The sequence below is a fragment of the Hyphomonas sp. J20-32 genome, assembly GCF_055808555.1.
Genome location: NZ_CM147873.1, coordinates 503,545 through 528,535 on the forward strand (window position 1 = coordinate 503,545; position 24,991 = coordinate 528,535).

At 62.4% G+C, this 24,991-nt stretch carries 25 protein-coding genes; 22 read left to right on the forward strand and 3 right to left on the reverse strand.

All coding sequences use genetic code 11. The features are described from left to right. The 6 genes from AC0L7I_RS02400 to AC0L7I_RS02425 all read left to right on the forward strand — a co-directional run bounded on the left by AC0L7I_RS02400 (position 1) and on the right by AC0L7I_RS02425 (position 4,221). On the forward strand, positions 1–228 hold the full coding sequence (locus AC0L7I_RS02400) for a DUF1272 domain-containing protein (protein ID WP_473397939.1): 228 nt from the start codon (positions 1–3) through the stop codon (positions 226–228). 51 nt (positions 229–279) lie between these two features. After that, positions 280–951 carry a thiamine phosphate synthase gene (gene thiE, locus AC0L7I_RS02405; RefSeq protein ID WP_473397940.1) on the forward strand — a complete coding sequence of 224 codons (672 nt, stop codon included), beginning with the start codon at positions 280–282 and terminating at the stop codon, positions 949–951. A 68-nt stretch (positions 952–1,019) separates the two neighbouring features. Continuing rightward, positions 1,020–1,586, forward strand: a complete 567-nt coding sequence (gene efp / locus AC0L7I_RS02410) for an elongation factor P (RefSeq protein ID WP_473397941.1) — start codon at positions 1,020–1,022, stop codon at positions 1,584–1,586. A 12-nt stretch (positions 1,587–1,598) separates the two neighbouring features. Beyond that, positions 1,599–2,423 carry an inositol monophosphatase family protein gene (locus AC0L7I_RS02415; RefSeq protein WP_473397942.1) on the forward strand — a complete coding sequence of 275 codons (825 nt, stop codon included), beginning with the start codon at positions 1,599–1,601 and terminating at the stop codon, positions 2,421–2,423. A 72-nt stretch (positions 2,424–2,495) separates the two neighbouring features. Further along, on the forward strand, positions 2,496–3,989 hold the full coding sequence (locus AC0L7I_RS02420) for a flavin-containing monooxygenase (RefSeq protein ID WP_473397943.1): 1,494 nt from the start codon (positions 2,496–2,498) through the stop codon (positions 3,987–3,989). Positions 3,990–4,062: 73 nt separating this feature from the next. Next, positions 4,063–4,221 (forward strand): hypothetical protein, encoded by a 159-nt coding sequence (locus AC0L7I_RS02425; RefSeq protein ID WP_473397944.1) that lies wholly within the window; start codon positions 4,063–4,065, stop codon positions 4,219–4,221. Here AC0L7I_RS02425 and AC0L7I_RS02430 read toward each other — a convergent pair. Then, positions 4,218–6,056 (reverse strand): ABC transporter transmembrane domain-containing protein, encoded by a 1,839-nt coding sequence (locus AC0L7I_RS02430; protein ID WP_473397945.1) that lies wholly within the window; start codon positions 6,054–6,056, stop codon positions 4,218–4,220. The two genes, AC0L7I_RS02425 and AC0L7I_RS02430, sit on opposite strands and share 4 nt — an antisense overlap. Positions 6,057–6,218: 162 nt before the next feature. Between AC0L7I_RS02430 and rpmE the strand changes: the two genes are divergently transcribed. Continuing rightward, positions 6,219–6,437 (forward strand): 50S ribosomal protein L31, encoded by a 219-nt coding sequence (rpmE, locus tag AC0L7I_RS02435; RefSeq protein ID WP_473397946.1) that lies wholly within the window; start codon positions 6,219–6,221, stop codon positions 6,435–6,437. Between the two features lie 393 nt (positions 6,438–6,830). Here the strand turns inward: rpmE and AC0L7I_RS02440 are convergent, their stop codons facing one another. Together AC0L7I_RS02440 and AC0L7I_RS02445 are read right to left on the reverse strand one after the other, a co-directional pair. Continuing rightward, positions 6,831–8,432: a caspase family protein gene (locus tag AC0L7I_RS02440; RefSeq protein WP_473397947.1), complete on the reverse strand. Its 1,602-nt coding sequence runs from the start codon at positions 8,430–8,432 to the stop codon at positions 6,831–6,833. Between the two features lie 145 nt (positions 8,433–8,577). Beyond that, positions 8,578–10,326 (reverse strand): alanine/glycine:cation symporter family protein, encoded by a 1,749-nt coding sequence (locus AC0L7I_RS02445; protein ID WP_473397948.1) that lies wholly within the window; start codon positions 10,324–10,326, stop codon positions 8,578–8,580. A 161-nt stretch (positions 10,327–10,487) separates the two neighbouring features. Between AC0L7I_RS02445 and miaB the strand changes: the two genes are divergently transcribed. The 15 genes from miaB (at position 10,488) to AC0L7I_RS02520 (ending at position 24,936) form a co-directional block, all read left to right on the forward strand. Then, positions 10,488–11,864, forward strand: a complete 1,377-nt coding sequence (gene miaB, locus AC0L7I_RS02450; protein WP_473397949.1) for a tRNA (N6-isopentenyl adenosine(37)-C2)-methylthiotransferase MiaB — start codon at positions 10,488–10,490, stop codon at positions 11,862–11,864. Beyond that, on the forward strand, positions 11,861–12,844 hold the full coding sequence (locus tag AC0L7I_RS02455) for a PhoH family protein (protein WP_473397950.1): 984 nt from the start codon (positions 11,861–11,863) through the stop codon (positions 12,842–12,844). Before miaB ends, AC0L7I_RS02455 begins: the two co-directional genes overlap by 4 nt. Positions 12,845–12,852: 8 nt before the next feature. Further along, positions 12,853–13,302 carry an rRNA maturation RNase YbeY gene (ybeY, locus tag AC0L7I_RS02460; protein ID WP_473397951.1) on the forward strand — a complete coding sequence of 150 codons (450 nt, stop codon included), beginning with the start codon at positions 12,853–12,855 and terminating at the stop codon, positions 13,300–13,302. A gap of 12 nt (positions 13,303–13,314) precedes the next feature. Beyond that, positions 13,315–14,178, forward strand: a complete 864-nt coding sequence (locus AC0L7I_RS02465) for a transporter associated domain-containing protein (protein ID WP_473397952.1) — start codon at positions 13,315–13,317, stop codon at positions 14,176–14,178. A 3-nt stretch (positions 14,179–14,181) separates the two neighbouring features. Then, the gene (lnt, locus tag AC0L7I_RS02470; RefSeq protein WP_473397953.1) at positions 14,182–15,825 is read left to right on the forward strand and encodes an apolipoprotein N-acyltransferase; all 1,644 of its coding nucleotides are present in this window, start codon (positions 14,182–14,184) and stop codon (positions 15,823–15,825) included. 41 nt (positions 15,826–15,866) lie between these two features. Beyond that, positions 15,867–16,283 carry a helix-turn-helix domain-containing protein gene (locus AC0L7I_RS02475; RefSeq protein ID WP_473397954.1) on the forward strand — a complete coding sequence of 139 codons (417 nt, stop codon included), beginning with the start codon at positions 15,867–15,869 and terminating at the stop codon, positions 16,281–16,283. Between the two features lie 33 nt (positions 16,284–16,316). Then, positions 16,317–17,012: a tRNA (guanosine(46)-N7)-methyltransferase TrmB gene (gene trmB / locus AC0L7I_RS02480; RefSeq protein ID WP_473397955.1), complete on the forward strand. Its 696-nt coding sequence runs from the start codon at positions 16,317–16,319 to the stop codon at positions 17,010–17,012. A 189-nt stretch (positions 17,013–17,201) separates the two neighbouring features. Continuing rightward, a complete protein-coding gene (locus AC0L7I_RS02485; RefSeq protein WP_473397956.1) occupies positions 17,202–17,411 on the forward strand; it encodes a cold-shock protein in 210 nt (69 codons plus the stop codon). Positions 17,412–17,610: 199 nt separating this feature from the next. Then, the gene (gene rimP, locus AC0L7I_RS02490) at positions 17,611–18,210 is read left to right on the forward strand and encodes a ribosome maturation factor RimP (protein ID WP_473397957.1); all 600 of its coding nucleotides are present in this window, start codon (positions 17,611–17,613) and stop codon (positions 18,208–18,210) included. After that, on the forward strand, positions 18,207–19,970 hold the full coding sequence (nusA, locus tag AC0L7I_RS02495; protein WP_473397958.1) for a transcription termination factor NusA: 1,764 nt from the start codon (positions 18,207–18,209) through the stop codon (positions 19,968–19,970). Before rimP ends, nusA begins: the two co-directional genes overlap by 4 nt. Then, the gene (locus AC0L7I_RS02500) at positions 19,945–20,622 is read left to right on the forward strand and encodes an RNA-binding protein (RefSeq protein WP_473397959.1); all 678 of its coding nucleotides are present in this window, start codon (positions 19,945–19,947) and stop codon (positions 20,620–20,622) included. Before nusA ends, AC0L7I_RS02500 begins: the two co-directional genes overlap by 26 nt. Positions 20,623–20,675: 53 nt before the next feature. Beyond that, entirely contained in the window at positions 20,676–23,246 is a 2,571-nt protein-coding gene (gene infB / locus AC0L7I_RS02505; protein ID WP_473397960.1) for a translation initiation factor IF-2, read from the forward strand. Between the two features lie 11 nt (positions 23,247–23,257). After that, entirely contained in the window at positions 23,258–23,785 is a 528-nt protein-coding gene (locus AC0L7I_RS02510; protein WP_473397961.1) for a YcxB family protein, read from the forward strand. Next, positions 23,785–24,186, forward strand: coding sequence for a 30S ribosome-binding factor RbfA (gene rbfA / locus AC0L7I_RS02515; protein WP_473397962.1), 402 nt, complete (start codon positions 23,785–23,787; stop codon positions 24,184–24,186). Before AC0L7I_RS02510 ends, rbfA begins: the two co-directional genes overlap by 1 nt. A gap of 93 nt (positions 24,187–24,279) precedes the next feature. Next, positions 24,280–24,936, forward strand: coding sequence for a DUF6232 family protein (locus AC0L7I_RS02520; protein WP_473397963.1), 657 nt, complete (start codon positions 24,280–24,282; stop codon positions 24,934–24,936). Positions 24,937–24,991 lie beyond the last annotated feature (55 nt).

Consider the following 24,991-nt stretch of genomic DNA (forward strand, 5'->3'; position numbering starts at 1 on the left):
ATGCTCGAGATGCGCCCCAATTGCGAACGCTGCGACGCCGATCTCGCGCCGGACGAAGTGGGCGCCTTTATCTGCTCGTTCGAATGCACCTTCTGCGCCGACTGCGCGGACGGCCCGCTCGACGGCACCTGCCCTAATTGCCGCGGCGATCTCGAGCCCCGCCCCATGCGCAAGGGCAAGGCGCTCGCCGGCAATCCGGCCAGCACCAAGCGCGTCGGCCTGAAGTAACCGCCACGGCCTGCTTCCTTCCCCGCCCCGCTTGGGCTAGAGAGCCCGCCCATGGCCGATATCATCCCCCCGCGCGAACGCACGCGCCTATATCTCATCACGCCGCCACGCATTGACGACGTGCCCGAATTCGCCGCCGTGCTCGAAGGCGCGCTCGAGGCCGGGGACGTCGCCTGCCTGCAGATCCGCCTCAAGGACGCCGACGGACAGCTCGATGCGGCCGCCACGCGCGAGGTCGCCGAAACCGTCACCGCCATGGCGCAGGCTTACGGGGTCGCCGTCATCATCAATGACAGCCCGGAACTCGCCGTCGAACTCGGCGCCGACGGCGTGCATGTCGGCCCGGAAGACATGTCGGTCAAAAAGGCCCGCGAGATCATCGGACGCGATGCCATCCTCGGCGCGACCGCAAAGAACAGCCGCCACGCCGCCATGGCCGCCGGCGAGCAGGGTGCCGACTATGTCGCTTTCGGGGCCTTCTACCCGACCGGGACCAAGGCCGGCACCGTGCCCGCCGAGCTCGAACTCCTCGAATTCTGGCAGGAGACGATGGAGCTCCCCTGTGTCGCGATTGGCGGCATCACGGTCGAAAATGCCGCCCCCCTGGTCACCGCCGGGGCAGACTTCCTCGCCGTCTCGTCCGGCGTCTGGAACCACCCACAGGGCGCCGCCGCCGCTGTCGCGGCCTTCAACACGCTGCTGGACCAGCTGCAACCACGTTAACACCCCGCCGCTTGACCCTTGCGCGGCAAAGGCTTACCCCGCGCCAAACCCCAACAAGGAAGTCTTCAATGCCAAAGATCAATGGTAATGAAATCAAGCCCGGCAACGTCATCGAGTATGACGGCAGTGTCTGGCGCGCGATCAAGACCATGGCCGTTAAGCCCGGCAAGGGCGGCGCGTTCAACCAGGTCGAACTGCGCAACCTCCTCAACGGATCGAAATCTAACACGCGCTTCCGGGCCAACGAAACCGTGGAGCGCGTGCGCCTCGAGCAGAAAGAGTTCCAGTACCTTTTCGCTGACGAGAACGCGTTCACCTTCATGGACACCGAAACCTACGAGCAGATCATGATCGAGCGGGACTTCATCGGCGACCAGGGCGCCTTCCTGCAGGATGGCATGATGGTCCAGATCGAATTCTACGGCGAACGCCCGATCGGTGTTGAACTGCCGGAACAGGTGATCCTCGAAGTGCTCGAGACCGAACCGGTTGTCAAAGGCCAGACGGCCGCCAACAGCTTCAAGCCAGCCATGTGCGACGGCGACGTACGCGTCCTCGTCCCGCCCTTTGTCGGCGTCGGCGAACGCATTGTCGTCCAGACAGCCGACAGCACCTACCTGCGCCGCGCAGACTAGTCAGGACCCCCCATGTCTAAGCCCTCCCCCGTCGGTTCCGTGATGATCACCGCCGCCCGCGCCGCAGGCCGGGCGCTCGCGCGCGATTTCGGGGAGGTCGAGAACCTCCAGGTCTCCAAGAAGGGCCCGGGCGATTTCGTCTCGAATGCCGATCACCGCGCCGAGGAAATCATCTATTCCCAGCTCTCGAAGGCCCGCCCCGGCTATGGCTTTGTCATGGAAGAGCGCGGCATCGTCGAAGGCACCGACAAGTCCAACCGCTTCATCGTCGACCCGCTCGACGGCACGCTGAACTTCCTGCACGGCCAACCGCACTATTGCGTCTCCATCGCCCTCGAGCGCGAAGGCGAACTCTTCTGCGGCGTCGTCTTCGATGTCGCCAAGAATGAGATTTTCTGGGCCGAGAAAGGCCGCGGCGCCTGGCTCGAACAGCGCAAGCTACGCGTCGCCGCGCGCCGCAAGCTGGCCGATTCCGTCATCGCCACCGGCACGCCCTGGGTCGGCAAGTCCGAGGCATGGCATGTCGGCTTTGCCCGCGAAATTGCCGCAATGACCCCCGTCTGCGCCGGCATCCGCCGCTATGGTTCGGCCGCGCTGGACCTTGCCTGGGTCGCCGCTGGCCGTTTCGATGGCTTCTGGGAACGCGACCTCAAGCCATGGGACGTGGCAGCAGGCGTTGTCCTTGTCCGCGAAGCGGGCGGACTGGTTGAAGAGATCGATGGCGGTGACCTCCTTCAGACGGGTTCGATTATCGCCGGTAACGAGGACATCCTACCCCTCGTCCAGAAACAGATTCGCCACGCGGGTGCTTTCGGCAAGGCCGCCGCGATCGAATAGGCCCGGAACAAAAAATACGTGACGCTTGCGTCATGTATTGTGGCATTCGCATTGGCGTTGTAACGTCCGCGCATGACCCAGACAGACACAGACGTACTCATCATCGGCGCGGGCCTTTCAGGCATTGGCGCAGCGGTTCACCTCACCAAGCGCTGCCCCGGCAAGACGTACAAGATTGTCGAACAGCGCGGCGCCATTGGCGGCACATGGGACCTGTTCCGCTATCCCGGCATCCGTTCGGACAGCGACATGCATACGCTGGGTTACAACTTCAAACCCTGGACCGAAGCGAAAGCCATCGCCGACGGACCGTCGATCCGCAAATACGTCCGGCAGACCGCCGACGAGCACAAAATCACCGAGAATATCCAGTTCAACACAACCGTTGTGGCCGCCAACTGGTCGGGCGACGACCAGTGCTGGACCGTCACGACCGAAGACAAGACCGGCGCGCGCGAGACACTGACCTGCCATTTCCTGTTCCTGTGCGGCGGCTATTACAATTATGCGCAAGGCTATCGTCCCGAATTCCCGGGCGAGAAGGCATTCAAGGGCCAGATCGTCCACCCGCAACACTGGCCGGAAGACCTCGACTATTCAGGCAAGAAGGTCGTCATCATCGGCTCCGGCGCCACAGCCATGACGCTCGTGCCCGCGATGACCGACAAGGCCGCCCATGTCACCATGCTGCAGCGCTCGCCCACCTATGTCGTTTCGCGCCCGGCCGTGGACAAGTTTGCCAACAGCCTGCGCAAGGTCCTGCCGTCCAGCTGGGCCTATGGCCTGATCCGCTGGCGCAATGTCCTGTTCCAGCAATTCTTCTTCCGCCAGACGCGCGCCAATCCGGAAAAGGCACGTGAACGCCTGCTCGCCATGGTGCGCGAGGAGCTGGGTCCCGACTATGATGTCGAGAAACACTTCACGCCATCCTACAATCCCTGGGAACAGCGCCTTTGCCTCGTGCCGGATTCCGACCTGTTCACCGCCCTCAAGGACGGCAAGGCCTCGGTTGCGACCGACCACATCGCCCGCTTCACCGAGAACGGCATCGAGCTCAAATCCGGTGAGACGCTGGAAGCCGACATCATCGTCACGGCGACGGGCCTCAACCTGCAATACATGAACGGCATCGATGTCAGCGTAGACGGCGTCAGGGCCGCGCCCGGATCGCTCCTGAACTACAAGGGCGTCATGGTCTCCAACGTCCCGAATCTTGCCATCACGTTCGGCTATACAAATGCCTCATGGACGCTGAAGGCAGACCTGACATCGGAATATGTCTGCCGCCTGATCAACCATATGGACCGCAACAATTATGCTTCGGCCATGGCGAAACTTGACGCCTTCCCGAACGATACAGACCCGTTCGTGGACTTCTCGTCAGGCTACTTCCAGCGCGTGATGGACAAGTTCCCACGCCAGCACAAGGAAAAGCCCTGGAAGCTGAACCAGAACTATACCGTCGACATGATGAACCTGCGCTACGGCAAGATTGACGATGGTGTTCTGGAGTTTGAGACAGAGCGCGCGGCTGCGAAACAGCCCGTCCTTCAGGCTGCGGAATAGGGTCCGCCTCTAAAATTCAGCACATTCCATCGCTATCTTGATACCGTGAGGTGTTGAGAACCGGAGGAATATCATGTGGTTATGGCTTTTGTGGTGGTGCGTTGACGATCACCTTGCGGCAGCGTTCGGCGCACCAGGCCTTGGCGAACTGCCCATTTGGGTGCCGCTGATCCTGTCGCTCGCCTTCGCCTTCACCATCGATGGCAAGGTGAAGAGACTGCGCAAGGCCTAGGCCTGGTCGCTGGCGAACTGCAATTCCGCCAGCCGCGCATAAAGACCGCCTTGCGCGACCAATTGGTCGTGCGTGCCTTCCTCGACGATCCGGCCATGTTCCATGACCACGATCCGGTCGGCGCGCCGCACCGTCGACAGGCGGTGCGCGATCACCAGTGTCGTGCGGCCCTCGGCAGCATTCGCAATCGCGCGGCGCACAGCCGCTTCGCTCTCGGAATCGAGCGCGCTCGTCGCCTCGTCCAGCAACAGGACCGGCGCGTCGCGCACCAGGGCCCGCGCCAGTGCCACGCGCTGGCGCTGGCCGCCCGACAGGCTGCGTCCCTTCTGGCCAAGGTCCGTTGCAAGGCCGTCCTTGGCGTCGAGAAAGCCCATCGCCTCGGCCATGCGCGCAGCGTGTTCCAGCAGCTTTTCGTCCGGATTGTCCGTACCGAATGCAATGTTCTCCGCCGCCGTGCCTGTGAACAGCGCCGATTCCTGCGGTGCATAGGCAAATTGCCGGCGCCAGTCGGCCGGGTCTGCCGCGACCGACGGCACACCATCCAACGTCACGTTCCCTGCCTGGGGGTCGAACAGGCGCAAGGCCAGCCGGAACACCGTCGTCTTGCCGGCCCCGCTCGGGCCAACTAGCGCAACAAACTCGCCCGGCTTCACCGACAGCGAAAAATCCTCCAGCGCCGAGAGCGTCTCGTGGCCATAGCGGAAAGTCACATGATCGAACGCCAGCGCGCCCGTCACCTTGGCGGGCAGCGCCGCCGGGTGTACCGGCGCTTCGATCTCGATCTCGGTGTTCAGCACTTCAGCGGCCCGGTCTGCCGCGCCGGCCGCCCGCATCACCTCACCATAGACTTCGGCCAGCATGCCAATGCCGGAGCCTGCATAGAGCGCATACATGACCATTGAGGCGAGGTTGCCGAATGTCATTTCCCCTGTCGCCACGCCGCGCGCGCCAAGCCACAGCACGCCGACAAAGCCGCCGAACAGCAGCACCGAGACCATCACAATCATCACTGCCCGCGCACCGATCCGCTTCATAGCGGCGTCGAATGTCGCCTCGACCGCGGTCGTGAACGAGGCAAGGCGCCCTTGCTCGCGGCCATAGGCCTGCACCAGTTCGATGGCATCCAGCGCTTCGGCAGCCTCTGCGCCAGCATCTGACAGGCGCGATTGGGCCCGGTTCGACATCTTCCGGATGATCCGGCCAATCCCCATCACCGGCAGGACGGCCACCGGCAACATGGCGAGCAGCGTCAGGCCAAGCTGCCAGTTCACCACCAGCATCATCGTCAGTGCGCCCGTCGTGGTCAGCAACGTGCGGGCGGCCAGCGAAGCCGAAGAGCCGAGGAATGTCTCGATCAGGGTAATGTCCGCCGTCAGGCGCGACACGGCCTCGCCTGAGCGCATCTTCGAGTGATAGGCGGGCGAAAGCTTCAGCAGGTGGGCATAGAGGTCGCGGCGCAGGTCGGCCGCCACCCGCTCGCCGAATCGCGACACGAAATAGAAGCGCACCGCGCCCAGCAGGCCTGACGCGATGGCCGCCAGGAACACCCACAGGAAGGCCTCATTGATCAAGGCCAGCAGGGTCTCGATATTGCCCCCGGCAGACCGGCCGGCGTCGGCTGCCCGTCCCAGAAGGATCGGGATGAACAGGCTGGCGGCGGCCGCCATGAACAGGAAAACCAGCGCGACGCCGACCGTCACCCAATGCTTTCTGAAATAGGGCAATAGCAGCGTCAAAGGCTTCAGGCTGCGGCCCTTCGGCCGTGCCAAGCCTTCACCGCCTTCAGGAAGCGTTGTGCGTCGGTCCTCGACGAGGCTGGTTTCTGTATCGGCCATGGGAGGTCTTTCTGCGCGCGCGCATCAATTCAATGCAAGCGCCCTCTTGCAGGACGCTGCTGTTTCAGTTACACGCCGGGCTTCGAAAAATGGCTGAGACATGCCAGCGCACCTCGTGCGAGTTCAACCCGTTACACCAGGCTACATAGAGAGGCCCAGGCTATGAAAAAAGAAGGGCATCCCGATTATCACTTCATAACTGTGGTGATGACCGATGGCACCGAGTACCAGACCCGTTCCACCTATGGCGCCGAAGGCGACAAGCTGGTTCTGGATATTGACTCCAAGTCGCATCCGGCGTGGACTGGCGGCGACGGCAAGTTGCTCGACCGCGGTGGCCGCGTGTCGCGCTTCAAGGACAAGTTCAAAGGCTTCATGTAAGATCGACGGGTCTTCCATGATGCGTAGAGTGGGAACGCCCCGGCCTTTTGGCCGGGGTTTTTCTCTTTCTGGGGCCGGAAACTGGTCCTGCCGGGCCCGTGCCACCCCCCAAGCCGCCCCTCTTCCACACCGCTGCATCCACCTTAAGCCCCCCGCCACACCCCGATTGTTAAGGATGGGTCTGCCACAAGAACGGTACGCATCGTTCCGTTCGTTGCCCCCCGCCCGCGATCACTGACAGGCGACGGGTCGTGCGCCGTCACTCATGGCAATACGAACTGTAGTGATGGCTGTTGATCAGGCCCCGTAGCGAGGCGTAGTTACGCCCCGCACACTGGCGCCAGGCGCCATGAGCAGCACCGACACCGCCTATCCAGCTCCAGTCCCGGGCAATTAATACTTTTTGATCTGTTTTTCTGTGTAACTTTCGTCCTTGAGCAGGTCGCCAAGGTCCGGAGCCTGTTGCTGCTGCACCGGCATCTTGCTCTTCATCTGCTCCTGCACATACGGCACAACAGATTTCTGCTCGAGATACCCGCTGACCGCGCCCAGCCGGATCTGCAGCGTGCCCCAGCCCTTTGCAGAGCATTGGCCCGCCTTCACCGCAGACCGCAACACGCCATCATTCAGGCGTTCGTGCTCCTGGGTGCGGCAGGTCTCGGCAACCTCACTCCAGCGGCGGTCGGTGCAGCGGTCCGTGCGGGCATAAGCGTCGAGGCAGGTCATCGCCGAGCGGAAATCATTCGGCTGCGCCGCATATTTTTCCCGGAATGCTGCCTCGTTCTGCGCTTCCCACGTGTAGCGCTTCATCACTGCCGGCCAGGCCTGCGCCGTGCACATGCCGTCACTGACCTCCTGCAGCAGGCTGCCATCGTCCAGCAAGGCGTGTTCGTATGTCTTGCAATTCTCGTAGACCTGGCTCCAGTCGTCCGGCTTGCACATGTCGGCCTTGGCGTGGTCGGCAATGCAGGAAAGCGAAGCGCTTATGTCAGAGCCCGGCTCCACCACAGTCGGTATCCATGGCTCGGATTCGGCGGGCGCACCGTCTATCTCTTCCGAAAGGGCCGCCACATCGCGTCCGCCGCCGCCGGCAACGCCATTACAGCCTTCTGCCCGCGTCCTCGCGAGCGTGGCGAGGGGGCTCGCCGGATACTGGTCAAGGAAAGCAGCGTATTCACACGGACTCTCGGCCAGGTCGAACACGGTCTGCTCAGCGCTCGAAATACCGCCGCCGGCCGTGCACCGGGCAAAGCAGATGTCCTCCCCCGTCAGGCCACTATTGTAGAATGGGGTCTGGGCCCCGTCCGTGGCGGCGCTGACGCGGTCTGCCACGCGCTTGAATACCTGTTCAGCGATCAGGCCGTCCACCGGCAGGACCGCCGCCAGCGCTTCAGTGAACGGGCTGTGCTCATTTTCGCCGTCAAAGGCGGTAAAACCAGGCTCGGTCGCATAGGAAATCAGCAATCCGCGCGCTCGTCCGACAGGCGCCAAACCGCCTGAAACGTCGCGCGTCGCGCTCGGCAACGGATTGTTTCGGCAGGCATCCAGGATCACGAAGTTTACCGAATTGCCGGCACTGTTGATGTATTGCAGCGCGTCGCCCAGCCGGGGCGCCTGTCGCCAGAGATCCTGTTCGGTCCGCGCATTTGCGTCGATGGGTACCAGGTAGTTCAGGCCCTCCGACTGGACCCCGTGCCCGGCATAGTAGAACACGCCAATCGCATCCGTGCCGGCCGCCGTGAGGCGCGCGCCATAGTCCTGGAAGGCGACTTCCATTTCATCCTCGGTCGCGTCCTTGACGAGGGCTACGTCGAATCCGATCTGTTGCAGCGTATCCGAGATCAGGTCCGCATCCTTGACCGGGTTCGGCAATTCCCAACCCGACTGGCCATAATTGGAATTGCCGATCACCAAGGCAACCCGCGCCTGCGCGAAGGCGGCGCTGGACAGGCAGATAAAGCTGGTGATCAGGCTGAGAGCGAATTTCAGTTTCATGCTCGGTGTCCCCACACGTTACCAAGCCATTAAGCCAGAAATTCGTCCCTGACGGAACCCGCCAATCGCCTCTCGCGGGAGTTCAGGCGAAAAAAGCCCCGCCCCCGGCAATGCGGGAACGGGGCTTCCTGATAGAGGTCAGCGCCTATTCCTTTTCAGGATGGCGGGACTCTTCGCGATAGTCATGCACCGGGTGTCCCTCGTCAGGATCGCCATTGCGCTTGTGCATCGCATACACCATCCCGGACAGCGCCAGCAGCGCGATCAGGTTCGGGAAGGCCATCGAGGCATTGGCGATATCCCCCAGCAACCAGAGCGCATCCGTATTGGTGACGAGCGTGCCCGCGAAGACAACGACCACCCAGAGGTACCGGAACGGATGGGTCGCCCACTCGCCGATCAGATAGGTGACGGCCTGTTCGCCATAATACGTCCAGCCGATAATCGTGGTGAACGCAAAGAAGAACAGCGCCACCGTGACGACCCATTCGCCATAAGGCAGGGCCGCGCCATACGCCCGCGCCGTTATGCCGGACGATTCCGCGTCCGTTTCATACACATAGCGAACCTCATTCAGCACGGCCGGATCAGACGCCGATGCGAGGGCCTTGGCAAAATAGGCTTCCTCATCGGCCTCGGTTGCCGAACGCGGCAGGTCGATCGCGAGGTTCAGGCCGCCATCGCGGCAGGCCTGAAGGAACCCGGCCGCCTCGGCGCCGCGTGCGGCTACGATGGCATCCCGGCCATCCTGGTACGCCGACGGGAACAGGTCTTCAATGGTAGTGCCATCCGGCAGCGTTGCCGCATTGGTGGCGACACATTGCTCTGCAGCAATCAGGGCCGGACTCCGCTTGAAGTCGCCCGAGACCGTCAGGATCACCAGAGCCGTCATCGTGCAGATGACAACCGTGTCGATGAATACGCCGATCATGGCGATTTCGCCCTGCTGGGTCGGGTTCTTGGTCTGCGCCGCCGCGTGAGCGATCGGGGCCGAACCCTGACCGGCCTCATTCGAGAACAGGCCGCGGGCAACCCCCGCACGAACCGCCGCAGCCATCGTGTAGCCGGCTGCGCCGCCAACCGCTTCCTGCAGGCCGAAGGCCGATGCGAAGATTGTCCCGAAAGCATGCGGAATTTCGGCGGCATTGATGATGAGCACGACCAGCGCGACAAACACATAGGCTGCCGCCATGACCGGGACGACCTTACCGGCAACCGACCCGATCGACTTGATACCGCCAATAATGACAGCAAACACCAGTCCGGACAGGACGAGGCCGATGGACCATGGCGGGAGCGACACGCCAAAATTCGAACGTGCGGTCTCAACCGCCGTCTGTGCGATGGAGTTAGCCTGGATCATCGAGCCTGTCGCCATCGCCGAGAACAGCGTGCCGATACAGAAGATGACGGCCAGCCAGCCCCAGTTCTTGCCGAGGCCATTCTTGATGTAATACATCGGCCCGCCATTGATGCGGCCATACTCATCGGTCTCGCGGTATTTGACGGCCAGCGAGCTTTCCGAAAACGCGAGCGCCATGCCGAAAATCGCCGTCACCCACATCCAGAAGATCGCGCCGGCGCCGCCAAGCGTGATGGCGGTCGCAACACCGGCTAGGTTACCGGTGCCCACTTGTCCTGACAGCGCGGTCGACAAGGCCTGCCAGGGCGTAATGGCACCATCCTCGCCTTGCGCCTTCCGGCCGTCCCAGACTTCCTTCAGGGCCGGGAAAAAGCGTCGCAGGGGCCGGCCGCCCAAACGGAACATCAAGAACAGACCGGTTCCCAGCAGAACGAACGCCAACGGTCCCATCGGAAGGATGGATTCGCCGTTCCAGGCGCCCCCCCAGATGAATCCGCTGATGTTCTGGATAAGGTTTACAAAGTTTTCCATGGGCCTCCCCGGCCTCCTTCCAAATTGACTTGGCGGCACACTAGCCCGGTTTGCCCGCGTGTGAAGGCTTTGTCACAGGCGGGCCGGGCCACCGAGGGCCAATCACCTGCCGCCGCACAAGGTTCTGGCAGGACAGGCGCTTTTCAGGCATAAGCCCGCGGATGAATTCACGCGATACTGTAACCGCGCCCAAGGGTCTGTTTATCAAGACCTATGGCTGCCAGATGAACGTCTACGATTCCGAACGCATGCGCGACGTGCTGCGACCGCTCGGCTATGCGCCGGTGGATGGGCCAGAGCAGGCTGATCTCGTCGTGCTCAATACGTGCCACATCCGCGAAAAGGCGACCGAAAAGGTCTATTCCGAGCTTGGCCAGCTGAAGCGGATGAAAGAGGCATCCGGCGGGCGCATGACCATCGCCGTCGCCGGCTGCGTCGCGCAGGCCGAAGGCGAGGAACTGATCCGCCGCCAGCCCGCCGTCGACCTTGTGCTGGGCCCGCAGGCCTATCACAAACTGCCGGAAATGATCGCCCGCGCCAGCCGCGCCGTCGGCGACCGGCTCGAGACCGAGTTCGATACGCTGGAAAAATTCGACGCGCTCCCCAAAGCGCGCGCCGCGGATGGCCCGACGGCCTTCCTCTCGGTTCAGGAAGGTTGCGACAAGTTCTGCACGTTCTGCGTCGTGCCCTATACGCGCGGCGCCGAGCTGTCGCGCAGTGTCGACGATATTGTCGTTGAAGCCCGCAGCCTGGCCGCCCAGGGCGTGCGCGAGATTTCCCTCCTCGGCCAGAACGTCAACGCCTTCCACGGCGCTGCGCCAGCGATCGAGGGCGGTCCGGACTGGACGCTCGGCCAGCTCTGCCGTCACATCGCAAAGATCGGCGGTGTCGACCGTATCCGCTATACGACCAGCCATCCGCGCGACATGGATGACGACCTGATTGCAGCGCATGGCGACACACCGGAAATGATGCCTTTCCTGCACCTGCCGGTCCAATCGGGCTCGGACCGTATCCTCAAGGCCATGAATCGCGGGCACACGGCGGCAGACTTCCATGGCATCATCGCGAAAGTGAAAGCGGCACGTCCCGGCATCGCCCTCGCATCCGATTTCATCGTCGGCTTTCCCGGCGAAACGGATGCCGATTTCGAGGCGACGATGGACCTGGTGCGCCAGACGGAATTTGCCATCGCCTACTCGTTCAAATATTCGCAGCGTCCCGGCACGCCTGCGGCTGAAATGTTCGGCCAGGTTCCGGAAGACGTGAAGGATGCCCGGTTGCAGGCTCTGCAGGCCCTGTTGCGCGAACAGCAAATGGCCTTCAACGCCTCCCAGATTGGCCAGACTCTCGAAGTCCTTGTCACCGGCAAGGGTCGATTGCCCGGCCAGGTGCACGGCCGCTCACCTTACCAGCAGGCCCTTCACTTTGATGGGCCCGCTGACCTGATCGGCCAGATCGCATCCGTCCGCATTATCGGGTCCAGCCTCAATTCCCTCACAGGCGAGTTTGTCTCGGCCCGCGGGGCAGCCGCGTGACCGTCAAGCGCCGCAAACCTGCACCTCTCGAACCCGCGACCAGTCGCATCTATGAAGTCCGCAATGCCGAGCGGCTGCAGGACCTGTGCGGCCCGCATCATCGCCACCTCCAGTTGCTTGAAGCCAAGCTTGCCGATTTCGGCCTGCGCGCGGAAAGCCAGGGCGGCGGCATTCTTCTGGTCGGCACTCCCGAAGGCGTTTCCATCGCCGAAGCCACGCTTGCCGAACTCGAACGGCGCATCCGCAGTGGAACAGAAGCCAATGAGATGGAACTCGAAGGCGCCTTCGAGGCCGCTCAGACCCCGGCACAGACCTTCGGTGGCCTGGCTGGCTTGAAAAAGCCGATCAAGCCGCAGACACGCGGTCAGTCGAAATACCTCGAACTGCTGGCCAATGCCGACAACGCCCTTGTCTTTGGCGTGGGCCCGGCGGGCACAGGCAAGACTTTCCTGGCGGTCGCTGCCGGCGTCGCTGAGCTGACCTCCGGCCTGCGCCAGCGCCTGATCGTGACGCGGCCTGCCGTCGAGGCGGGCGAGAAGCTCGGCTTCCTGCCCGGAACGCTGGAAGAGAAGGTCGATCCCTACATGCTGCCGATCTGGGATTCCCTGCGCGAGCTGATGGGACAGGAACAGATGGAGCGCCGCATGGCGCGCGGCGAGATCGAGGTCGCCCCGCTTGCCTTCATGCGCGGACGCACCCTCAAGAACGCATTTGTGATTGTCGACGAGGCGCAGAACACGACCGTCGCGCAAATGAAAATGGTATTGACGCGCCTTGGCCGCGACAGCCGCATGGTGGTCACCGGTGACCCCGGCCAGGTCGATCTTCCAGGCAGCCAACCGTCCGGCATGAAGCACGCGCTGAAAATCCTCGAAGGTGTCGATGGCGTCCACGCCCACTACCTGACCGCCGCGGACGTCGTCCGCCACGGCCTCGTCAGCCGCATCATCGACGCCTACGCCGCCGCCGGAGAGGGCTGATCACGATCATGATCGACGTAGACCTGATCGTGGAAGCGGACAGCTGGACCGCCCTCGGAGACCTCGACGCCCTGAGCCGCCGGGCCTTCGAGGCCGGCCGCAGCGTCGCGCCGGCGGACGGAACAGTCTCACTCCTGCTGACCGATGACGCAATGCTCAGGCAGCTCAACAAGGACTTCCGCGGCATCGACAAGGCAACCGACGTCCTGTCCTTCCCGGCACATGAAATGGACCGCCCCCTGCTCGGAGATATCGCCGTGGGTTATGGCATTTGCGCGCGCGACGCGGCCGAACAGGACAAAGCGCTTCCCGACCACCTCACCCACCTCCTGGTGCACGGTTATCTTCACCTGCTCGGCCACGACCATATGCAGCCTGACGAAGCCGGGATCATGGAATCACTGGAAATCTCCGCTCTGGCAGCTCTTGGCATAGCCAATCCCTATGATTCAGATTAAAGCACCGACGACATGAGCGACCCAGACCCTTCAGACCCTGCCCCGAGCGGGCGATTACGCAAGATGCTCGGCTTCGGCCGCAAGGACAGCAACGCCGAACAACCGACAGAACCCGGCACAGGCGAACCCACTGTCAGCCCTCACGAAATGCGCTTGCGTATCGAGGAATTCGAGCAGTTGCGTGTCGAAGACGTCATGGTCGCTCGCGCTGAAGTGAAGGCCGTCGAAGTCGGCATGGAGTTTCCGGAGCTCCTGAATTTCTTCGCCGAGGTGACCCATTCGCGCCTGCCCGTGTTTCGCGAGTCGCTCGACGATCCGATCGGGTTTGTGCACATCAAGGATGTCGTGAAGGAACTGGCGACAGGTGGTGAAGCCGCCAAGCAGCCCCTGGAGCGTTTGCACCGCGAGGTGCTTTATGTCCCGCCTTCGATGAAGCTGACAGATCTGCTTGTGAAGATGCAGACAACGCGCATACATCTTGCCCTCGTGGTCGACGAATATGGCGGCACCGACGGTCTTGTGTCGCTGGAAGACCTTGTCGAAGAAATCGTCGGTGACATCGAAGACGAACACGACGATGAGGAACCCATGTTCGTGCGTCGCAGCCAGCGCGTCTGGGAAGCCGATGCACGGACCGAAATCGACGATTTCGCGGAGGAAACCGGAATTGATCTTGATCTTGCCGACATGGACACAGACATCGACACGCTTGGCGGCGTCGTGTTCGCGCTGGCTGGCAAAGTGCCCGTCCGCGGCGAAGTCCTGCGCCATCCCTCGGGTGTCGAAATCGAGATCATGGACGCAGATGCGCGGCGCATTCGTCGCCTGCGCCTGCGCACACCGGAGGCCGGCCCTGCGCCGCAACCCCAGGAGTAAAGCATGACAGACGGAGTGCGCAGCCACGGGTTCACCGCCCTTGGCCCCCTGCACGAGGCGTTCGCGCGCCTGACAGGCTGGGCTGCAGCCGGCACAGCCTTGCTGCTTGGCGCCTTCTCTGCGGTCGCTTTTGCCCCCTTCCACTTCAGCGCCGTTCTCGTGATCTCGTTCACCGGTCTGGTCTGGATGCTCGATGGCGCGCGGGGGCACCGCAAATGGGGCAAGGCCATCTTCATGCGGACCTGGGCCTTTGGCGTCGGCTTCTTCCTGATCAGCATGCACTGGACGGCTTCGCCGTTTCTGGTCGAACCGGAAAAATACGCGATCTTCCTCTGGATGCCGCTCATCCTCCTGCCAGCAGGCATGGCACTGATCTGGGGCGCGGCCGGCGCGATGGCCGGTGCGTTCTGGTCGGCATCGCCATCACGCGTATTTGTTTTTGCACTCTTCTTCGCCCTCGCCGAATATGTGCGCGGTCACCTGTTCGGCGGCTTTCCATGGAACCTGCCCGGAACGACTTGGATTCCCGGCGGCGCCCTGTCCCAGGCTGCCTCGATCGGTGGCGTCTATTGGCTCACGTTGCTCACCATCTTCGCCGTGTCCGCGCCTGCGGCACTCGTCGACACGCGCGACGCCCGCGGATTGGCCGTTCGGATGTTGCCGACCTTCGCATCCGGCATTCTCATCGCGCTCGGCTGGGCCTGGGGGGCGCAGCGCATTGCTGAACCCTCGCCGCTGTCCGACACGGTGATCGTATTGATGGATTCCGGCGTTTCGCAAGACGAGAAATGGACGGTCGGGCCGGACGCGATCCTCAAAGAGTACATCAAGATGATGACAACCGAGGATGGTGCGCCCGGCGACATCATTCTCTGGCCGGAAGGCGCGATCCCGGTCAACCTGCTACAGGATCCGAACGCCATCGACATTATCGACGCCTATCTCGGGCCGCGCACCCTGATAGTCGGCACGACTCGCTACGAGAACACAGACGACAACCAGCGCGCGTATTTCAACAGCCTGACGGTTCTCGACCAGAGCGCCGCGCGATCCGGACCGCTCGCGCTATATGACAAGCATCGTCTGGTGCCGTTTGGCGAACTGGCTGCCGCTGAAATCGTTCCCTTCGGCCGGTACATATCCGGAATCCTGCCGGGAGCCATGCAGCAGATGGCGACCGACGGTTTCAAGCCTGGTCCCGGACCGGCCGTGATCTATGCGGACAATGTCCCGCCTTTTGTCGCGATGATTTGCTATGAGGGGCTTTACCCATCGATCCCGCGAGACGCCAATCTCAACGGCCGCGCAGACTGGCTGGTGGTGATATCGAATGATGGCTGGTTTGGCGGCGGCATGGGGCCAGCCCAGCACTATGCCCAGAACCGGTACCGCGCGATCGAGACCGGCCTGCCAATGGCCCGCGTTGCCAGCCGTGGCGCGTCTGCAATTCTGGACGGATACGGACGCGAAGTCTTGCGCGGCGCGCCAGCGGCAGATGCACCCGAAGGGTGGAACGCAGCCTATGGTCGCGGCCGATTGCCGGTGCCCGCCGGGGAGACAGTTTACCAGCACCGTATAGGTATTGTCCTGTTCTGGATCACCCTGTGCTTGTTCGCAGGTCTAGCTTTCGCAAGCTGGCGGCGTTAACATGCCCTGTGAATACAAGCGTAGCTTGCACCGGGTGGGATATGTCAGAGAACAAACTACCGAGCGGAATTGACCGTGTCGTCGGTCAGAGAATACGGTGGCGCCGCCGCGAACTTAAACTGACTCAGGAACGTCTTGGCGAGCTTCTGAACCTGACATTTCAGCAGGTCCAGAAATACGAAAAAGGCGTCAATCGGGTATCGGCTGGGCGTCTTTTCGAGATTGCATCCGTACTCGGTGTTCCGATTACGTATTTTTACGAGGGTGCCGAAAGCTTCGTTGAGCACGAGAACGCCCAGATCACTGAAGATGGCGAGGCGCACGCGCCGATCATGAATTCTGAAACGCTGGAACTGATCGCCGCGTTCCAGAAAATCGAAGACCTGTCATTACGCAAATCGCTTCTCGGTGCCGTCCGCGCGGCCGCCTCTGCCTTCGAACCGAAACAACGGGATTGATTGCACGCGCTGGCTGAGGCAAGACGCGGCCCCATGACATCCCGCACGCCAGACCCCCAGATACGTCCCATTCGCACATTCGGGCGAACGGGAGGCCGTGCCCTGTCGGCGCGACAGCAGGCATTGGTCGATGACCTGCTTCCCGACCTGACTGTCCCGGTCGGGGCCGACGGAACGCTGGATCCGCGCGACCTGTTTGCGAATGCCGGGCCTGTTTGCCTCGAGATCGGGTTCGGCGGCGGCGAGCATCTCATTGAACAGGCCCGGCGGGCACCAGGTACCGGTTTCATCGGTTGCGAGCCCTTCATCGAAGGCATGGCGAAGGCTTTGACCGGTATTGAAGAGAACGGTCTCGCCAATGTCAGGCTCTGGATGGACGATGCGCGCCTCCTCATGGCCAGCCTGGCCGACCACGGCGTCGATCAGGCCTTCATCCTGTTTCCGGATCCGTGGCCCAAGAAGAAACAGCAGAAGCGACGCCTGATCCAGCCCGAATTCCTCGCTGAACTCCACCGCATCCTTGCGCCGGGCGCCCGGGTGCGTTTCGCCACCGATGTCGCAAGCTATGCCGACGAAGCCCTTGCGCGCTTTCTCGCTCATGGCGGTTTTGCCTGGCAGGCAGAGCGTGCCGATGACTGGCGCATACCGCCCATTGATCACGTGCCGACCCGATACGAAGCCAAGCGCCTCGGCGATTGTGAGCCGGTCTGGCTCGACTTCCGCGCTTAGCCACGGCCCTGCAAATACTTGACGAAATGTCGCACTTGTGTGTTTCATGGCGCCATCGAATTCGGTCGGTCTGAATATCAAGACCCCGTCAGACCGACGGCTATGACTTTCTTCCCACCCGTTTCGATAGGCGGATCAGACTCACCTCCGAGCCTGATCGTTTTTGATAAACGCGAAGGAATTCAAGTAATGGCAACAGGCAAAGTGAAATGGTTCAACGACCAGAAGGGCTTTGGCTTCATCAAACCTGATGATGGCGGCACCGATGTGTTCGTGCATATTTCCGCCGTTGAGCGCTCCGGCCTGCGCACGCTGGCCGAAGACCAGGCGATCTCCTACGAGCTCTACAAGGATGAGCGCCGGGGCAAGACCTCGGCTGTCGACCTGAAGGTTCTCTAATCCCGTTTTCGCCTGACCCGGCGAAATGAACGGCGGCTCTGGCAACAGGGCCGCCGTTTTCCGTTTGTTTCCAGTCATACTGGACTGAACGCTCGACATCAGCACCTGACGAGACTATATAACCCTCAAGTCGAAAAATATCGGCGGCGGTTCCGGCAACGGGGCCGCCGTTTTTCTTTGCCCGGATTTGCCCCATACCATGATTGCCCTGACTGAACAGGAACGCCGTATTCTCGAGATTGCTGCCCCCGTGGCAGAAAGCCTCGGCATGGAGATCGTGCGCCTGCGCATCATGGGCGGACGGCGCCCAGGGCTGCAGATCATGGCCGAAAAAGCCGGCGGCGCGCCCACAAATGTCGAGGATTGCGCCCGTCTTTCGCGTGCGCTCAGCCCGGTTTTCGAGGAAGCCGACCCGATCAAGGAGGCCTATGTGCTGGAAGTGTCGACGCCCGGCATCGACCGGCCGCTGACACGCCCCGGCGACTTTGCCCGCTGGGTCGGCCATGAAGTCAGGGTCGAACTGGCGCGTCCGCTGGACGGCCGCCGCCGGTTTACCGGCACGATTACCGGCGAGGACGATGCCGGCGCCCATATCGAACTCGACGATGCCACCGAACTGGTTGCGCATGTCAACGAAATGAGCCGCGCCACGCTGGTTCTCACCGATGCCCTGATTGATGCGGCACGCGCCGATGGCAGCCTGCCGCCGCAAATGGACGAAGACGGTCTCGAGGATTTCGAGATCGACGAATCCGAAGACGACACAGATACTAACGAGAAGACGGGAGACGTCACATGAGTACAATCGGCGTTTCAGCCAACAGGCTGGAAATCCTCCAGATCGCCAAGGCGGTTGCAGAGGAAAAATCTATCGACCAGCGCATCGTTGTCGAGGCCATGCAGGAAGCCATCGAGAAGGCGGCCAAGGCCAAGTACGGCCAGGAACACGACATCCGCGCGAAGATCGACCCGACCACCGGCGAACAGACGCTGTGGCGCATCCAGACCGTCGTTGCCGATGCAGACCTCGAGGACGAATCCAAGGAACTGCGCCTGACCGAAGCCAAGCGCATCGATCCGGAACTCGAAATCGGCAGCGAATTGAAGGAAGAACTCCCACCCTTCGATTTCGGCCGTGTTGCCGCGCAGACCGCCAAGCAGGTGATCATGCAGAAGGTACGCGATGCCGAGCGTGAGCGTCAGTATGAAGAATACAAGGACCGCGTCGGCGAGATCATCAACGGTATCGTCAAGCGGGTCGAATACGGCCATGTCATCGTCGACCTTGGCCGCGCCGAGGGCATCATCCGCCGTAATGACGGCATCCCGCGCGAGAACTTCCAGCCGAATGATCGCGTGCGCGCCTATCTCTACAAGGTGAGCCGCGAAGTGAAGGGCCCGCAGATCTTCCTGTCGCGCGCTGCGCCTGACTTCATGGTCAAGCTGTTCGCCCAGGAAGTGCCGGAAGTCTATGACGGCGTCATCCAGATCCGCGCCTGTGCCCGCGACCCGGGCAGCCGCGCCAAGATCGGCGTGATCTCTAACGACTCGTCGATCGATCCGGTCGGCGCCTGTGTCGGCATGCGCGGTGCGCGCGTGCAGGCCGTTGTCGGCGAGCTCTCGGGCGAGAAGATCGACATCATTCCATGGAACTATGACGACGCGACCTTCATCGTGAACGCGCTGCAGCCGGCCGAAGTGTCGAAAGTGGTGCTCGACGAGGAAGAGCGCCGGGTCGAAGTCGTCGTCGCTGATGACCAGTTCCCGCTGGCCATCGGCCGGCGCGGCCAGAACGTGCGTCTCGCCTCCCAGCTCACCGGCTGGCAGATCGACCTCGTCACGGAAAGCGCAGACTCCGAACGCTACCAGCGCGAATTCCAGGAACGCACCGACCTCTTCATGAAAGCGCTCGATGCTGACGAAACGCTGGGCCAGCTGCTGGCGTCGGAAGGTTTCGAGACGGTCGAGGAAATCGCTTTCGTGGCCCCGGCAGACTTCATCCAGATCGAAGGTTTCGACGAGGACGTGGCCGCCGAGCTCCAGGAACGCGCCCGCGAATTCCTGGATCGCCTGGCTGCCGAGAACGACGCCAAGCGCAAGGAGCTCGGCGTCGAGGACGAAGTGATGGAGCTCGAGGGCATGACACCCGCCTTCGCCGTGAAGCTCGGACTGGAAGGCGTGAAGACCGTCGAGGACGTCGCCGGCCTCGTGCCTGACGACATTACCGGCTTCCGCGAGCCCGGTCCTGACGGCAAGCCGGTCTGGGTCGAAGGCATCCTGAAGAAAGGCGAAATGCGCAAGGACGACGCGCAGATGTTCATCATGAAAGCCCGTGTGCTCGCTGGCTGGATTGAACAGGATGCCCTCGAACAGCTCGTCGCCGCCCAGCAACCGGCCGAGACATCGACCGCCGACCTGACGGAAGAAGAACGCGCCCTGCTCGCCCTTGGCGATCTTGGCGGTGCAGATGCTGCAGACGCAGCCCTTGAAGAGCTCGAATTCGATCTCGATGCCCTGGCAGCGGAGGGCGGCGATGACGAAGCCGCACCGAAAGAGTGATCCGCGTTTAGCCGGCACTGCAGGTGACACGACGAACGGGGAGGGCCCCGTTCGTCAGTGCGCCGTGACGCGAGAGCGTCTGGCGCAGACGGAGATGGTGCGCTTCGTGCTCTCTCCTGAGATGGTCGTGACGCCCGACATCACTGCGAAACTGCCGGGCCGTGGCGTCTGGGTCAAAGCCGACCGTGACAGCGTAGCGCTGGCCGCTGAGAAAGGCGCCTTCGCCCGCGGGTTCAAGGACAAGGTCAAAGTGCCCGACGGGCTCGCCGATCAGGTCGAGGACCTGCTGCTGAAACGCTGCCAGAACGTACTCGGAATGGCGAAAAAGGCAGGCGGAGTCATCCTCGGCTACGATCAGGTCAAGGATGCACTGCGCAAGAAGACCCACGGAATACTGCTGGAGGCGTCGGATGGTGCAGAAGATGGCCGTAACAAGGTGTATTTCCTCGCCAAAGCGCTATATAGCAACGTGAACGTCGCCGGAGCGTTGTCTTCGGTGGAATTGGGCATGGCGTTTGGCCGGGAGCGTGTGATACACGGGCTCATCCGCAAGGGAGCCATTGCGAAGACGTGGACTCTGGCCTATCGCCGGCTGACCGGGTTTCGCGAAGCCCCCGAATTGAACTGGTTCAAGGATCAGGATCGGAACTGAAAACTCGCCGGGACGCATGGGCGCTTCGGCTGAAAATGTGATATGTAGGACGTATGAGCGAAACGAACGATACAGGTAATAATTCGGGTGGCCGCAAGCCGCTCACCGTCGCCCGCAAATCATCGGGCACGGTGAAGCAGAGCTTCAGCCATGGTCGCTCGAAACAGGTTGTGGTGGAAACCAAGAAGCGCCGGGCCGTTGGCCCTGGCGGCGCAGGCCCCGCAGCCGGACAGTCGGCTGAGGCTCCGGCCAAGCAGACCGACACGCTCCAGGCACGTCTCGTCGCAACGGCCCGCAAGCTTGGCATCACGGTCGACGAACTGAAAGCGCGTCAGAAAGTGCTGCTTGAGCGCAAGGCTGAAGAGGCCAATCGCGCCAAGGAAAACGAGGATGTCGTCGCCGCTCAGGATCGCCTCCGCTCCGAACAGGAACGCAAGGCGGCAGAAGCCCGCGAACGCGAAGAGGCTGAAGCCCGCCGCCGCGCTGAGGAAGAAGCCCGCAAGGCCGAAGCCGAGGCAGCTGCAAACGCACAGCCAGCTCCAGCGGCAGGCGAGCGTCCTGCCCGTGGCCGCTCCAAGCCGGACACGACAGCATCGCCCCTGCCCGATCCAGCGGCAGAAGAATCCGGCAGCCGCGGCAAGCGCAGCAAGGGCGGCAAGGATGACCGTGATCGCTCTCGCGAAGCAGCCGCTCGCACCACTCGCGACAGCGGCGCACGCCGCCGTGGCAAGCTCACCATCTCGTCCGCTCTCGGCGACGATGCTGATCGCCAGCGGTCCCTGGCCTCGCTCAAGCGTGCCCGTGAACGCGAGCGCGAACGCCGCTTCGGTGGCGGCGACCAGCGTGAAAAGGTCTCGGTCGAAGTGACCCTGCCAGAAACGATCACGCTGCAAGACCTCGCCGGCCGCATGAACGAGCGTGTCGCGGATGTCGTGAAATTCATGATCAATCAGGGCGAAATGCTGCGCGGCAACGACATCGTCGACGCCGACACTGCAGAACTGATCACCGAAGAATTTGGCCACACGGTCAAGCGCGTCTCCGAAGCCGATGTTGAAATCGGTTTGGAAGGCGAAGCTGATGACGAGGCCTCGCTGCAGCCGCGTCCGCCGATCGTCACGATCATGGGCCATGTCGACCACGGCAAGACTTCGCTGCTGGACGCCCTGCGCTCAACCGACGTGGTCTCCGGCGAAGCCGGCGGCATCACGCAGCATATCGGCGCCTATCAGGTGAAGCTGAAATCCGGCCAGAAGATCACTTTCCTCGACACGCCGGGCCACTCTGCCTTTACCGCCATGCGGGCGCGCGGTGCGAACGCGACTGACATCGCAATCCTCGTCGTCGCAGCCGACGATTCGGTCATGCCGCAGACGATTGAATTGATCAATCACGCCAAGGCGGCCGGGGTTCCGATCATTGTTGCGGTCAACAAGATCGACCTTCACGATGCAGCTCCGGACAAGGTCCTCACAGACCTTCTCCAGCACGATATCCAGGTCGAAAGCATGGGCGGTGAAACCCAGGCCATCAAGGTCTCGGCGAAAACCGGAGCTGGCCTTGACGAACTGACTGACGCAATCTCGCTCCAGGCCGAAATCCTCGAATTGAAAGCCAATCCCGACCGCGCCGCAGACGGCGTCGTGATCGAGAGCCAACTCGACAAGGGACGCGGCCCGGTTGCCACTATCCTGGTCAAGCGCGGCACGCTGAAGCGCGGCGACATCGTCGTGGCAGGTGCCCAGTGGGGCAAGGTCCGCGCCATCACCGATGAACGTGGCCAACAGCTCCAGAATGCAGGTCCGTCCCTGCCTGTCGAAGTCCTCGGCCTTGATGGCGCGCCAGAGCCCGGCGAACCCTTCGTGGTCGTCGAGACGGAAGCCCGCGCCCGTGAAATTACCGACTATCGCCTGCGCACCAAGCGCCAGGTTGCCGGCAAGGCGGGCGCTGCGGCGCGCGTCTCGCTCGACCAGTTGCTCAGCCGCCTGAAAGAGGGCGCAGTGGAAACGTCCGAGCTGCCTATCGTCGTCAAGGGCGACGTGCAGGGCTCGGTCGAGGCAATCTCGATGTCGCTCGACAGCATTTCGACTGAAGAAGTGCGTGCACGCGTCATCCATGGCGCGGTCGGCGGTATTTCCGAAAGCGACGTGATGCTGGCAAAGTCGTCGGGCGCCCCGATCTTCGCGTTCAACGTCCGCGCCAACAAGCAGGCGCGCGACCTCGCCGAGAAGGAAGGCATCGAGATCCGCTACTATTCGGTGATCTACGACCTGATCGACGACGTCAAAACCACCCTGTCGGGCATGCTCGCACCGGAGAAACGCGAAACCTTCCTCGGTTACGCCGACATTCTCGAAGTCTTCAACATCACCAAGACCGGCAAGGTCGCCGGTTGCCGCATCTCCGAAGGCAAGGTTCTCCGCGGTTGCGGTGTCCGCCTCCTGCGCGACGATGTCGTGATCCACGAAGGCAAGCTGAAAACGCTGAAGCGCTTCAAGGATGAAGTGAACGAAGTGTCCGGCGGCATGGAATGCGGCATGGCCTTCGAGCGCTATGAAGACATCCGCGTCGGCGACAAGATCGAATGCTTCCAGGTCGAGGAAATCGCTCGGACGCTCGCGTAAGGGCGGGCACCATGTCAGATTCGCTACACATCTCGGGTCTCCTGCGGGAGAAGGATGTGAAGCGTTTGACCCGCATCACACGTGGCGGATCGGTGGGCCCAACGGCCGTCTATTATGCCGGCGTCACTGCGCCAATCATTTCGGCCAGCATGGCTGTCATGGTGCGTGAGGCTGTCCGTCTCGTCGGCCTGTCGCCCTATTGGCAATGGTTCATCTCGGCCCTCGTCGCTGCCTTTGCGGGCATCGCGTGGTATCTGATCTTCATTCGCTGGTCGTATCGACACAAGCACGGACGTGGCACGGAAATGACCCTCTCGACCGACATCACCCTCCTCGATGACCAGGTCATCGTGCGCCGGGGCGGCATCGAGACCCGTATCGACTGGTCGTGCATTTCATCGGTCCAACCCGGACGGCGCCACGTCGCTGTTCTCGTCAACGGCGCCGACTCGCTGATCATTCCCGATGCCTGGTTTGGCAAGGACAAGTCAGCGCGCGCCGCATTCATCTCACGCCTACAGGAAAAGGCTGCTCACTGATGGCCCGTAAACCCGCTGCCGCCGGCATGCCCTCCCAGCGCCAGTTGCGTGCCGGCGAAATCATCCGCCACGCCCTGGCCGACATCCTCGCCCGCGAAGACCTGCGCGATCCGGATCTCGCCTCCATCATCATCACGGTCGGCGAAGTGCGTTGCTCGCCAGACTTGCGCCACGCCAACGTCTTCGTCACGCCGCTCGGCGATGATACCGATGCAGGCCGACAGAAACTGGCTGACGCCCTGACCCGTGCGGCGCCCTTCCTGCGCGGGCGCCTTGGCCGCCAGATCGACATGCGGTTCACGCCCCAACTGCACTTCATCGCTGACAAATCCTATGACGAAGCCACGCATATAGACCGGCTTCTGGCCGATCCCCGCGTGAAGCGCGACCTCGAGGACTAGGCCGCCCATCGCCCGCGCCTTATCCGCTTTGTCATTTGACTTCGCGGCAATCTGTTGAGACCGTTCAGGCCTAGCGACAGGGACAGGGGCCGTATGGACCGCCAGACACTCGACATGGAAGGTGCCCGGCACGGGGAAATCTCGTCCGCATCTCTACAGATGGGCGATGACACGATCGCCATTCGCCGCATCGCCACCATGTCCATTGAATCGATGGAATTTGCGCCATGGGACATGCCGCGCAACCGCAAGTCCCAAAGCCTTCATGCCACGCTCTGCGTTGCAAACCTGTTCTTCGGGTTCGTCGCACTCGCCTGGTGGATGCTCACCCCCGGCCAGCAATCCGGCACGGTCGCCCTGCTCATCGGCGGTGTACTCGTGCTGCTTGGCCTTCTCCTCGGCATGCGGGCCGCCATGATCGCCATGAAGATCAAGCGGCTCGAGCCCTATCACCGTCTCACGATCGGTACGTCTGACGGACGCCAGATTCCCATTGTCGACGACAATCGGGACGTCCTCGTGAAGATTCGCGACATTGTTCGCCACAAGATGGATACGGGCGACGCCGAAACCGTCGGCGAATTCGACCTCAATCTCGATATCGTCGACCTGAAACTGCCAAAATCTGCCCGGGAAGCCTCCCCTCCCCCGAGGCATGACGCTATGACGCCGTCGCACGGCGAGCCCGAACTTCTCTTCGATGCCGACGAAGAAGACGCCGAGGCGGAACGACTGAAAAGCGTGTCCTGACAGGCCCGGCGGTTGACGGGCCAATCCAGCCGGACTAAGGCCGCGCCTTCCTTTT